The organism is Calyptranema fuscum S582, assembly GCF_055793305.1.
This window is the reverse complement of the sequence record NZ_JBSLYH010000013.1, coordinates 77,274-90,168: the sequence shown is the minus strand read 5'-3', so window position 1 is coordinate 90,168 and position 12,895 is coordinate 77,274. Positions and strand designations below refer to the sequence as shown.

Annotated in this window: 11 protein-coding genes; 3 read left to right on the top strand and 8 right to left on the bottom strand. The window is 47.1% G+C overall.

Translation table 11 applies throughout. The annotated features are described in order from the left end of the window. Positions 1-708 (bottom strand): GntR family transcriptional regulator, encoded by a 708-nt coding sequence (locus ACR6Z4_RS11280; RefSeq protein WP_479717365.1) that lies wholly within the window; start codon positions 706-708, stop codon positions 1-3. 321 nt (positions 709-1,029) lie between these two features. Continuing rightward, positions 1,030-2,343, bottom strand: a complete 1,314-nt coding sequence (locus tag ACR6Z4_RS11275) for a TIGR04283 family arsenosugar biosynthesis glycosyltransferase (RefSeq protein WP_479717364.1) — start codon at positions 2,341-2,343, stop codon at positions 1,030-1,032. A gap of 504 nt (positions 2,344-2,847) precedes the next feature. Here ACR6Z4_RS11275 and ACR6Z4_RS11270 point away from each other — a divergent pair. Next, the gene (locus ACR6Z4_RS11270) at positions 2,848-3,687 is read left to right on the top strand and encodes a pentapeptide repeat-containing protein (RefSeq protein ID WP_479717363.1); all 840 of its coding nucleotides are present in this window, start codon (positions 2,848-2,850) and stop codon (positions 3,685-3,687) included. Between the two features lie 304 nt (positions 3,688-3,991). On the opposite strand, the gene ACR6Z4_RS11265 is transcribed toward ACR6Z4_RS11270, so the two are convergent. Continuing rightward, complete coding sequence (locus tag ACR6Z4_RS11265; protein WP_479717362.1) at positions 3,992-4,468, bottom strand: hypothetical protein; 477 nt, start codon at positions 4,466-4,468, stop codon at positions 3,992-3,994. A gap of 204 nt (positions 4,469-4,672) precedes the next feature. Between ACR6Z4_RS11265 and ACR6Z4_RS11260 the strand changes: the two genes are divergently transcribed. Next, entirely contained in the window at positions 4,673-4,816 is a 144-nt protein-coding gene (locus ACR6Z4_RS11260; RefSeq protein ID WP_479717361.1) for a hypothetical protein, read from the top strand. Beyond that, positions 4,779-6,209, top strand: coding sequence for a hypothetical protein (locus tag ACR6Z4_RS11255; RefSeq protein WP_479717360.1), 1,431 nt, complete (start codon positions 4,779-4,781; stop codon positions 6,207-6,209). Before ACR6Z4_RS11260 ends, ACR6Z4_RS11255 begins: the two co-directional genes overlap by 38 nt. Before the next feature lie 91 nt (positions 6,210-6,300). Here the strand turns inward: ACR6Z4_RS11255 and ACR6Z4_RS11250 are convergent, their stop codons facing one another. The 5 genes from ACR6Z4_RS11250 to bchL all read right to left on the bottom strand — a co-directional run bounded on the left by ACR6Z4_RS11250 (position 6,301) and on the right by bchL (position 12,589). Next, a complete protein-coding gene (locus tag ACR6Z4_RS11250; protein WP_479717359.1) occupies positions 6,301-8,622 on the bottom strand; it encodes a Tex family protein in 2,322 nt (773 codons plus the stop codon). An 80-nt stretch (positions 8,623-8,702) separates the two neighbouring features. Next, positions 8,703-8,993 (bottom strand): hypothetical protein, encoded by a 291-nt coding sequence (locus tag ACR6Z4_RS11245; RefSeq protein ID WP_479717358.1) that lies wholly within the window; start codon positions 8,991-8,993, stop codon positions 8,703-8,705. Positions 8,994-9,610: 617 nt separating this feature from the next. Next, a complete protein-coding gene (locus tag ACR6Z4_RS11240) occupies positions 9,611-11,011 on the bottom strand; it encodes a ferredoxin:protochlorophyllide reductase (ATP-dependent) subunit N (RefSeq protein ID WP_479717357.1) in 1,401 nt (466 codons plus the stop codon). Positions 11,012-11,192: 181 nt separating this feature from the next. After that, a complete protein-coding gene (locus ACR6Z4_RS11235; RefSeq protein ID WP_479717356.1) occupies positions 11,193-11,624 on the bottom strand; it encodes a DUF5331 domain-containing protein in 432 nt (143 codons plus the stop codon). 98 nt (positions 11,625-11,722) lie between these two features. After that, a complete protein-coding gene (bchL, locus tag ACR6Z4_RS11230; protein ID WP_479717355.1) occupies positions 11,723-12,589 on the bottom strand; it encodes a ferredoxin:protochlorophyllide reductase (ATP-dependent) iron-sulfur ATP-binding protein in 867 nt (288 codons plus the stop codon). Positions 12,590-12,895 lie beyond the last annotated feature (306 nt).

The following is a 12,895-nucleotide window of genomic DNA, read 5'->3' as shown; positions in this document are numbered from 1 at the left end:
TTATCGCTGATGCTGAAGGCTTGCTAATTCGTGTGCGACTCTGGCTTTACTAGCCGTCAGGTGTGATTGTATGGCTTGAACGGCAGCGTCTATGTCATCCGTGTCATGAGATCGACGAGCCTGGGCGATCGCGTCATAGATGGTTTGATGTTCGTCTCGAATCTCCAGCACGCGGGGATTGTGGCGAGTCGTCTGGGCGCGCATTAATGCCATTTTGCCAAAGACTTGATCGAGCAACGAAACCAGGCACGTATTCCCCGAACTGTGGGCGATCGCCACATGAAATTGATAATCGACTTCTAGCAAATCAGAGCTATTGCCTGCCGTCTGGGTGCTGAGTTGACCGGCTTTAACAATATAGCTTTGCAATTGCTGCAATTGAAACTCACTGGCATTTTCACACGCCCCTCTGACTGCCAACGCTTCTAGAGCAATGCGGCAATCATACAAATGCATAGTTTCTGCGGTAGACAAGGTGGTGACTCGCAACCAACCCATTTCGTCTGCGGTCACGAGTTCTTCGCGTTGCAATTGTCGAATGGCTTCCCGAATGGGGGTACGACTGACATTCAACTGCTCCGCGATTTGCAACTCAACCAGGCGATCGCCTGGAGCCAGATCTCCCGATAAAATGCTTTCCCGTAGAGCTTGATAAATCTGTTCGTGAAGCGATTTACTTCGCTGTACGTTTTTGGCTGAGAGAACCACCGTTTCGACTCCTTGAGATTGCGTTCCCTTTTCTATTGTATACAGGATGCAAAAAAAACAGGTTACGGCTGCTTGTCTGAAAACCTGGATTTTATAAACACATGCAGCCGTCAAGGGGTTGATTAGGACAAGGGTTCTCACACAACCTCATTCCGGTATGGAATTTGATGAAAGTGCCGCGCTCTGCGCGGCACTTTCATCAAATTCCATACTTATGGATCGTGGATTTAATAAACCCGGACGTCTATGTTTGGAAGCGCGGCTCCGCCGCGCTTCCAAACATAAACGTCCGGGTTTTAATTAATTTGTGTTCCTTAACATTTAATCCGTCTTTTGGCTGGCTCTATACCAGGTCTGAATCTGGCTCGGAGACATGCCCAACAGATAACCGATAACCACCCATTGGTTCACAAGCGTGGTTTTCAGGATGCCCAATTTTTGCCATCGACGTCCAGATGTCAGCACCGCAGCCGGAGCGATCGCAATTCGTCCCCGCTTTTGTAGCCGTCGGATTAGCTCAAAGTCTTCCATAATCGGCAGTTCCGGAAAACCACCCACCTGATGAAACATCTGTGCCGTCAGGAAAATCGCTTGATCCCCATAGGGCAGTTGCCAGAGACGCGATCGCCACTTGACGCCCCATTCTACCCATCGCAATCCCGGCATCTCTGCGGCAATGGCAAGTTCAAACGCGGCAGCGACCACACCGGGTTGAGCCAATGTTTGATCAATCAACGTCGCGAAATTGGGTGGCAAGCATGTATCACCATGCAAAAACAGCAAAATGTCACCGCTTGCTGCCTGCGCTCCAACATTCATCTGGTGGGCGCGTCCCGGAGTCGTTTGAATCACGGATGCTCCCAACGAGTGGGCGATCGCCACCGTTTCATCCTGACTGCCACCATCGACAATAATCAGCTCTACCGTCGATTGCCCCTGTAATCGTTGGATCGTTTCAGCAATCAGTGTTGCCTCATTCAATACCGGAATAATCACGGATATATGGGCTGACGCTGATGCCTGCATCTGGGTCTGGACACGTTGCCAGACGACTAAATCTTCCGGGCGATCGACGTCCGTCAGGGGATCTAGATATGCGATCGCCAATCCCAACTGTTGCGCGATCGCCACCGTCTGTTGAAGCACCTCAGAGGTACCCCAACGGATTCCAGCAAATACCTCTGGCACCGGACGCCGCAGCCCAATCAAGTAATAGCCCCCATCTGTCGCTGGCCCCAGCACCACATCGTAGTGATGCAACTGATCCAGCGCTCGCCGCATCGTGGCGCTATCTAACTCAGGACAATCAATCCCAATGGCGATCGCCCGTTCACAGCCTGCCACAAAAGCCGCGCTAAATGCCTGATCCAACCGCGATCCTAAATCGCCTGCTGCCTGCGGCTGATAGCAAAACTGCGATCCCAGCCAGTCTTGCATCAATTGCGGACTGCCGCCTGCAAACTGCACCTCCACCGAAACCGACCCCGATAAGGCTTGTGCTTGCGCCAGCGTATGTTCGGTCATCTGCCGTTGTAATTGGGCTGCACCTGCCGCACCCAACGCCGGAATCAGACGAGTTTTAGTTTGACCGGGGTGTGGGTAGCGAGTGAAAACAATAAGACGTTCTGAGCTCACCAAATCTGTCCTGCTTCCTTTCCGTTTTACACCCAATTTATTTTGCCAGGTGGCATTTGGCAGTGCTAATGTTGGGCTGAATTTGGGCGTGAACCCTTTGGGTTCACGCCCAAATCCATCCGCTTATTGAGGATTGTGGATGTAGTCAGACCGAAGATTTGTTTGAAAGCACTGCGACGACACGCTTCCCAACCTAAACGTTCGGGTTTCTCTAAAGTGTGATCCTCAGTAGGTCAGGCTCCCGATCCAGCAACAAGTTTGCTGGTGTTTGGTGAATTGCTCTGATAAATTTCCGGAATCGAGGAAGCAAAAACTGTATTTTTGTAGTGCATACTTGTCATTATAAAAAATTCTTGGAAGAAAATTTTTGCATAGTTTATCCCGACGAGGTCTGTTCTGATAGGTTAAAAGCTATAGGGAAGTGTCTTTGGGCAATTCAGGATATCACTGGGCAATCTAAGAATAGTAGGTAACACTCTTATTAAAGTGAAAGAGATTTTAACCATGCATGCGGAAGAACTGCTGCAACGCTATACAGCAGGGCTGAGAGATTTTAGGCAGGCGGATCTGGTCGGCATAGATCTCAATGGTAAAGACCTAAGGAATGCCAATTTACGGGGGGCTGATCTTTCAGGTGCAAATTTACAGGGTGCAGATTTGAGTTCGTCTAACTTGCGAGAAGCCAAGTTAGTGGGCACAGATTTGCAACACGCCAACCTCAGCGAGGCAAACCTCATCGGGGTAGATCTGAGTCAGGCATTGCTGCAACGAGCTAATATGACCGGGACAGGTTTACGCAGTGCCAAGCTGGTAGAGGCAGATTTGCGTCAAGCCGTGTTGATCGAGGCAAATCTGGCAGAGGCAATTTTGAGTCGGGCAAATTTGAGCGAAGCCAATTTGAGCGAAGCCAGCATGAGTCGAGCAAAGTTGATCGCCTGCGACCTTTCCAGAGCCGTTTTAGATGGTGCCAATCTCACCAATGCCACGCTGAGTGAGGCAAATTTAGAAGGGGCAATTTTGGTCAATGCTTTACTCAATGGCGCTAGCCTGGAAGAAGCCAACTTAAGTGATGCTGATCTGAGTCGATGCAAGTTGATTAGCGTCAATTTAATGAATGCCAACCTCAACCGGGCTAACATTCGGGGCGCAAACTTAAGCTGGTCTTCCCTGCGGGGTGCCAATCTTTGTAAGACTAACTTTTATCGTGCCAAATTATGTTGGGCAAATCTGAGCGAGGCAGATTTATCGGAAGCTGTATTAATTAGTGCCAACCTGAATCAAGTTAACTTCCTCAACGCTAACTTGACGGGAGCTATTCTTCCCGATGGTATCACTTACGAATAATTTTCTACGTATTTATACAGAAACAGATTAAACTCAATTTATAGGTTTACCCAATCGAGTCAGATCGGGTGATAGGTCAAACAGGTGGCGCGTTCCGTTGGAACGCGCCACCTGTTTGTTTATAAAGCGCGTCACACCTGGATAGAGTATGGTTGTCGTGTGGGAGCCTCGCTCCGCAATGCTCTCACACGACGGTAGTGGTATTCATGGAGTAATTTTTAAGACTATCCACACGACAACTTGTACTTCACCCAACTGAGAATTGTGATGTAGCAACCATACCACCGAGCCACCCCCCTGATCTCTACGTGTGAGAGTCGTCAAATAGGGAATTGAGAAATAGCAGCAAATCCTTTATGGTTATTGGGTTGCAGTCGTATAAGCGATCGCTAATATCGATTTCAAAGCATCTGTAAAAGTCATCACAGAGATTAATTTCCCAGTCAAACCAACACACCTGAGTCCACGACAAATCTTCTTCCAGGCGATCGCTGGGATAGACCTTCGAAAATTTTAGTCCCGAATATTTAGCAAGATGGCTATAGGCAAAGTGGGCAACAGCGGTGCGAATGCCCAGTGGCTTGCAGTGCAGCTCAAACCATTCATCCGCACTTAAAGAAGGGCGATCGCGGAGTAAGCGATTCACGTCCTGACGCACTCGTAAATCAGGACTGAGAATGCCATAGGTCTTGAGGCTGAGAATAGAGTTTTTGACTCTGTGCCACATATTAGAAAATTCGCGCTTGACGGCTTGAGCCTTTTTCCCAGTATTCCCATTCAATCCAGTAACGCTACATGTTTGAGAGGGTGTTTCAGAGTGGTATCGCTGATTTTGGGGATGAATTTGAACGCGAAACCTCTGGTTTCGCGTTCAAATTCATCCCCAAAATCAGCAACATCCAAAAAAATGGTAATTCCTACGAATGAGAGATAGGGCGATCGCAGTGCAATGATTTGGCATTAGTCTGAGTGAAACCAGGTCAAAATGCAGCGCATCCCCTGTCCTTCACCTGGTGCCTATGATGCTGTCATTTTTCAGGCAGATTTGGTTGCGTCGTTTGAGATGGGCGATCGCCCTGTTTTGCGCGGTATTGGCGATCGGATTAACCCCTGGGATTGCTCAGGCTGATCATAACTGGTGGTTCGACGATCACTGGTTTAGTTTTGCTGATGAATCATCACACGGAATATTGTTAGGAGTTCAGATTGTTGAGATTAATGCATCAAAGGAAAGATTGATCGGTCAATCTGGACAGTGCTACGACCCTGGTTGCCTGAAACAGATTCACAACATAGATACCTTTGAATTTAATTGCCGCGACAATATTTGTCTTGCGGTTGAAGATGTTCGAAATGCTTATGCCAATGACACTTACGTTTTTTACTCTAATAGTTCAGTTAAACTCATCGGACAATTTTCCGATCGCCTACGGGTTAGCGATACTTTTTCGATTTTTGAGAGTCGGTATTGGGTAGTAAAAGTCAACGCTTCTAGTTTGTCGCTAGTTCCAGACACCAATCTGCCCTTATTTTTTCCCGATATTTACTGGCGTTGGTTTTGGTCTTGTCCGTCGTTTTGGATTGCTCTAGTACTCATCTTATGTATTGAGATGTTTGTTGCCCTGGTGTACTTATGGCGATCGCACACTAGTGGGCAAGTTGTTCGTAAAACCTTGACTACGATTGGCTTAGGAAATGTTTTGAGCACTCCAGTTACATTTAATCTTGTGCTGCTTCCGTTTCAGGAAAACTCTGCTGTATTTCTTGGTGTTATGTGGCTAAGCGTTGCCATCATATATGCCCTACTTCTAATTGCTGAAAACTCTGAAACCCAAAGTTGGAGAGTTTTTCGTGTTTCTATCTTGATAGGGATCATGTTCTTTCACTTTGGATTATTAGTCTTATACCTGACAGAATCATATTTGAGTCGTCTTCTTTGGCTACATAGCTTTCCACCGATGGGACTCTTAGCCATAATATGTACCTTTATTTTGATCATGATTTATTCCAAAACAAGAGGGTGGCAAGGAGCAGGCAAAGTCATTTTGTTAATCAGTATCTGTTTGGCTGGATTGATCACGGTACTGACTGGAATATTTGTTTATCAGTCTTATCGTTCTGGCGATTTTTTTATTAGTGTGGTTCTATCCATCATTACCCTTACGTTGCTGGGTAGTTGTAGTTTTATTTTGAGAATGAACCGTGCTCAAAATAGTTGGCAGAAAGTATTTTTTTATTTTGTTTTACTAATTGGTCTATATGGTTTGGCACTACTTTGGGGAATGAGTGTAATTTTCTCAGTTAACTCCCTTTACCAAATACACTGGGTTCCTAGTCCACGCTTGATTGCAGTAATTATTGTGATGCTGTATGAAGCTTGGTTACTTGCCTCGCTCAATCGAGATGTGGTGTCATGGCGACAGGCAGGCATTCTCAGCCTGTTGACCAATGGTGTGACTTTGGGATGGGGATGGGTGCTGTTGCGGATATTGCAAAGTTTGTCGTTCGTACCTAACTTTTAGTATTTTGAATCTTGGTTTAGCGTTGATGATTTTGGAGATAAATTGAGGTGAAACCGAAGGTTTCACCTCAATTTATCCTGATAGTAAACAGCTATCTCTTTTTGCCAAACTTTGCTTTTAGATCCTCCAATGTGGCAGGCTTTGATTCTGAGCGGAGATTCGATTCTTTCTTCGGTTCTTTTTTGTTAATTTTGGGTGTTCCCGCTTCTTTGTTGATTTTGGCAACTGCGGTGTCTTTGCTGCCTTTGGCAGCTCCGGCTTCCGCCGATTTCATCGATAGGCTGATGCGTTTGAGGGCTTCGTTTACCTCCAAAACGCGCACGTTTACGACCTGTCCAACTTTCACAACTTCTTTCGGATCTTTGACAAATTGGTTGGAGAGTTGGGAGACATGAATCAGTCCATCCTGATGGACACCAATATCAACAAACGCTCCAAAGTTAGCAACGTTGGTGATGATGCCTTCCAATTCCATGCCTACTTGCAGGTCGTTGATTTCTTTCACCCCTTCTTTGAACGTGGCATATTTGAATTCGGCGCGGGGGTCGCGTCCCGGCTTTTCCAGTTCTGCCAGAATGTCGCGCAGGGTCGGTTCGCCAATGGTATCGGTGACGTATTTTTTTAGATCGGCAGGTTTGAGTTGGGCAGGAATCTGCGTAATTTGAGTCAAGGGTACTTGTAGGTCGGTGGCGATCGCCTCCACGACTTTATAACTTTCAGGATGAACGGCAGTGTTATCTAACGGATTTTTGCCTGACCGGATGCGCAGAAATCCAGCCGCTTGTTCAAAGGCTTTCGGTCCCAGCTTGGGGACTTTTAGGAGTTGACGGCGATCGCTGAAAGCCCCGTTGCTATTGCGATAGGCAACAATATTATTGGCGATCGTGGGGGTGATGCCAGAGACAAAGGTCAGCAGTTCTTTAGATGCCAAATTGAGATCGACACCCACGTAGTTAACACAGCTTTCAACCGTTTCATCAAGCTTTTTCTTGAGCAATTTTTGATCGACATCATGCTGATACTGCCCAACCCCAATAGATTTGGGATCGATTTTCACCAGTTCGGCTAACGGATCTTGCAAGCGGCGACCAATGCTGATGGCACCTCGCACCGTGATATCAAAATCAGGAAACTCGGCGATCGCGACATCACTCGCAGAATAAATCGACGCGCCTGATTCATTCACCATCACCTTAACCGGCTTGCGGTCTAGCGATTGCAGGACAAGGGTAACAAATTCATCGGTTTCCCGTCCTGCTGTGCCATTGCCAATAGCAATCAACTCAACGTGATACTTTTCAATTAGTTGGGTCAGGGTGCGAGCGGCCTGGGCGCGCTGGTTTTCTGATTGATGTGGAAAGATGGTTTGGTATTCTAAAAACTTACCCGTCTGATCCAACACCGATACTTTGCAGCCCGTGCGGAAGCCTGGATCAATTGCCAGGGTGGGTTTCATCCCCGCCGGAGCCGACAGCAATAACTCACGTAGATTGGTTTCAAAGGTTTTGATCGATTCAATATCGGCTTCAAGTTTTTTGGCTGCTCGTACTTCACTGATCAACGAATTTTTCATCAGCCGATTGAAGGCATCTTTTAGCATGGCGCGATAAAAGACACGCACGGGTTTGACGTTAGTTTGAATCTCTTCAGATTCCAAATAGGACAACACAGCGTCTTCATCAAATGCCAGGTCAAACGCCAGCACACCCTCAGTTTCACCCCGGCATAGTGCCAGCAAATTGTGGGGAGCGATCGCCTTCACCTTTGCCTGAAAATTGCGATACATTTCATACTTCGTCGTACCGTCGGCAACGTCACCTTTCATGTGCGACGTAAACACCCCGTTTTCCATCAGATAATCGCGCAGAAATGCTCGATACTCTGCGGTTTCTGCCACAGCTTCTGCCAGAATATCAGACGCACCATTAAGAGCCTCTTCAACGGTTTTAACCCCCTTCTCTTCCGCAATATAGGTTTCAGCTTCTGGCTCCAGCGCAGTGACGGTTTTTCCTGTTTGATTCAGTGATTTAATCCAGGCTGCCAGGGGTTCCAGCCCCTTTTCTCTAGCAATAGTGGCTCGGGTGCGACGTTTGGGACGGTAGGGTAAATAGAGATCTTCCAGTTCATTTTTTTGCAGACAGGCTTCAATCTGCCCTTTCAACTCATCGGTTAGCTTCCCTTGCTGGGCGATCGCCTCTAAGATCGACTGCTTGCGCTCCTCCAGTTCCGTCAAATAGGTGTAGCGATCAAACAAATCTCTCAACTGAATTTCATTCATTTCCCCCGTGCGTTCTTTGCGATATCGGGCAATAAACGGAATCGTTGCCCCCTCCGCAAACAGTTGCAGCGCATTTTCAATTTGTCCGGGTCTGAGGGAAAGTTCGTCTGCTAGCAGTTGAGGAATGTTTAGCATGGACAGTCTCTACGATTCAAGTTCTAGGGTCAGTCAATCTGTAATGCTACCTTATTCCAAGCACAAGCTTAATCTGAGGGTTAAGATATACGGTTTGATTTCTTCAAATCGACAACCATCAGATAACCAATCAAAATACTCATCAACAGATCCTTAAACATTAACAGTGGGTCTTGCCGCCACCCGTGAAAAAAGAGAATTCCCCCTGATATAAACAACATCAGCGGCGCAAAACTCAACTGTAGGACACGAATCAGGGCATCGTCAGAGCGGTCTGCTTTGAACGCTGCACTAATCTGACCCACAGATATGGCGAAATAAGCAACTGAACCCAGAATGAGCAATACGCCCAGCAGACTATTAACTCTCATACTGACCTTGCCATACGTTAATATTCGTATTTATACGCCAGCTACCGACGCTCTATCAAGATAACCACAAGTACCCAGATAAAATAAAACACCTAATGTTTAGAAAAAAGTTTAGAAAAAATGCACCGAAAGCACGTACTTTCTAAACATTAGGTTTGTGATTGTTTTGGTTTATCACCTTAGGGTGTGCTTTAAAAGTTGTTTTTTCGGGCGCGAAGCACCCGAAAAAACAACCTTCTTAGCGAGCTTTAAAGCACGCCCCAGGATCCTTACCAAATTAAAAACCATAACTTTTGGGGAGAGTGCGGCTTCGCCGCACTCTCCCCAAAGTTATTCAACTTATTTTTATCAGCATTCTTAGCGTTTGATGGTGCAGTCGTAATTCGCACCACCAACTAACACTACTGACTACGCAGCCTGGAGCAACACCGTAGACCCCTGTGTTACTTTTTGGTATTGCTGAATCCTGGTCTGAATTCTGAGTGATGGTATTCATGTAATGATTTTTGTGGCGCGGGCGACGCCCGCGCCACAAAAAAATAGTGATCAGAGACTGGCTAGATCTGCCCTTACAGAGATTGGTCAGTCAATCCGCCCAAATCAGCAACGCCTATTTTTTAGACATTTGCTTCTTCTTTGACTAACTTACTCCAGCCCAGGTCTTTCAGCGAATTATTGCGGCGCAGTGGACGGGTTGCCAGTTCCAAAATGTCGCGCGCATTGGTAAAGCCGTGAATCTGGGCAAAGGTGAACTCCACCGACCACTTAGTATTGATACCGCGTGCTTCTAAAGGATTGGCGTGTGCCATTCCAGTGATGACCAGGTCGGGCTTGAGGTCGTAGATGCGCTGGATCTGGTTGTAGTTGTCGGGCTTTTCAATGATGCGGGGCAATGGTACACCCATGTCGTGACACGTTTTCTCAAGCAGAGAGAGTTCAGCCGCTTGATAGCGCTTGTCCATATAGGGGATGCCGATTTCAGGAACCGTCATGCCGCATCGCACCAGGAACCGTGCTAGAGAGATTTCTAGCAGGTTATCGCCCATAAAGAACACCGACTTGCCGCGAATAAGTTTGACGTAATCTTCCAGGCTTTCCCAGATTTGGGCTTCGCGTTCATCCAAACCTTTGGGTTCTATACCAAAAACGGAGCAAATTTTTTCAATCCAGGCGCGGGTGCCATCGGGACCGATGGGGAAGGGTGCGCCAATGAGTTTGCATTTGCGTCGGCGCATCAGGGTTGTGGCTGTGCGCGACAGAAATGGATTCACGCCAGAAACGTAGTACCCTTCTTCTAGAGTAGGCAGTTCAGTAAAGCGCTTGGCTGGCAACCAGCCTGACACTTTGACACCATGCTTTTTCAACTCCAATGTCAATTGGGTGACGACTGGATCAGGCAGAGAGCCGAAGAGTACGAGGGGTGGATGATCGGCATATTCAGATTCGTCAGCTGCCACGTCTTCTTTTTTGCGACCAAAGTTCAGCAGTTTGGCGATCGCATTGCGTTCTTCTTTTTCTGATTCTTGTTCTTTGCTAGGGCAACGCGCCGCCATCGCTGCCAGCACTGTATCTTCACCTTGGGTAAAGGCATAATCTAGCCCATTGGCGCGCGCGACCACAATCGGAATGCCGATCTCAGCTTCTAACTTAGGAGCCAGACCTTCCAGATCCATTTTGATAATTTCGGTGGTGCAGGTGCCAATCCAGACGATGACCGAAGGATTGCGATCGCGTTTAATTTGCGTACACAAGCGCTTTAATTCTTCGTAATCATTCAACTGGGCAGAAATATCGCCTTCTTCCAGTTCTGCCATGGCATAACGCGGTTCGGCGAAAATCATCACCCCCATCGCATTTTGCAAGAAATAGCCACATGTCTTGGTACCAATTACCAGAAAGAAGCTATCTTCAATTTTTTGATACAACCAGGCAACACAGCTAATGGGGCAAAACGTATGGTAATTACCCGTTTCGCATTCAAAATCTAACGCCTGGGGTTGAGTCTCAGCAAGGGTCATGGTATCAGTTTCCTCGTTTAGTAAGGTTCAGGGGTTAGGAGTTAGGAATTTGGAACGTTTGCAGGTCTCACGTCCTTATCAATCGGGAATGCAGCAGACTCCTGGTCGATTTCTCCTGGCGGAGATGCTACGTCAGCCAATCGCGCTTTAATCTTCAGCCTTTCGCATTCAGCCTGTTCCCTCAGCCTCTTTCTCGGGTTCTCTGATCCGAGTTACCGCGAACGCCTTCACAAGACTCGTCTGCAACGGCAACTGGTGATTTTTGAGTGAGAAAATCGACCTCTGGAATTCCACCCGGAAGCATTTTTGGGTTTTTCTCTGCGATCGCCTCTTCTCCCTTCCCTAAGGCTTCTAGCGCTTCATCGGGGTTAAAGTTAAGACCCAAAGCAATCACGATGCGATCTGGATTGCTACTCAGGTCAACAATCAGGGGAAGAAGGTGCGTTAGTTGGGGTTCTAAGACCGATAGGGTTGCCAGGATGAAGCTGGAAGAGGGACGACGCTGCCCTTCACAACTCACCCAGACTCCGACACGGGTTAACCAATGACGGTTGGTGCGGTAGTAATCTAACCACTGCGCTTTAAGAGATTGACGGAACTGTTCGATGTTCACGGGACGCCCCAGAAGTGATGAGTTTTAAGATAAAGGTGTCGAGTTAATTAGACTAACTTAAAACTCATAACTCAAAACTCATCACTTATTGCACTCCTTTAGACCATCATTAGATCTAGTTCTTCAGATTCGGTCTTAACAGGGGGTTGCGCCGGGTTGAGATAGAAATCAGACAACAAACTAAAGAGTTCGCGATCGGGGGAATCGTTGGGCACAACGCCTTCGGGAGACGACAAGATTTGATCGGCAATGTTGAGATAGTAGTCGCAGACATAATTCAGCGACGGGTCGCTTTCTGCCATCTCAAACAAGGTCTTGCCTTTGACTCGCGAGACACGGATATCTTCGATCAACGGCAAAATTTCTAACACAGGCATGGGCACTGCTTCGATATATTTGTCGATCAGATCACGCTTGGAGGTGCGATTGCCAATCAGTCCGGCAAGACGCAGGGGATGAGTTCTGGCTTTTTCTCTGACTGAGGCAGCAATTCGATTGGCGGCAAACAGGGCATCAAACCCGTTATCCGTCACAATCATGCAGTAATCCGCGTAGTTGAGGGGTGCGGCAAATCCACCACAGACCACGTCACCCAACACGTCAAACAGAATGACATCATATTCGTCGAACGCGTTCAATTCTTTCAGCAGCTTGACGGTTTCACCGACGACATAGCCACCGCAACCTGCGCCTGCGGGAGGACCACCGGCTTCAACGCAATCGACCCCACCATAGCCTTTGTAGATGACATCTTCCGACCAGACATCTTCGTAGTGGTAGTCCTTTTCTTGCAGCGTATCGATGATGGTAGGAATCAAAAAGCCAGTCAAGGTAAAGGTACTATCGTGCTTTGGATCACAACCAATTTGTAAGACTTTCTTGCCCCGTCTGGCTAAAGCGACCGATATGTTACAGCTCGTTGTGGACTTGCCAATACCGCCTTTTCCATAAACTGCGAGTTTCACTATGGTTCTCTCCTATAGGTTGATTTGAAACAAGTAGGGTCGTACCGCGTGACGGTGACAACCCTTGACCTCAACCGTTGCCTCATCGGTTAATGACTGCATTATTCATGAATTGCAGGGGAAAAGAAAGGGTCTAGATTATCGTTTGTGGGTCTAAGGAGAGGCTATGAATTTTAAAGATGTTCATTATCGATAAAAACTAATTCAAATCAGCTCTCAAATCTCAAAAAGCCTATAAATCAAATTTTAATCTCCGTTTTTTATAAAAATCAGAACAAAAGACAAAAAATATTCTCTATACAGATG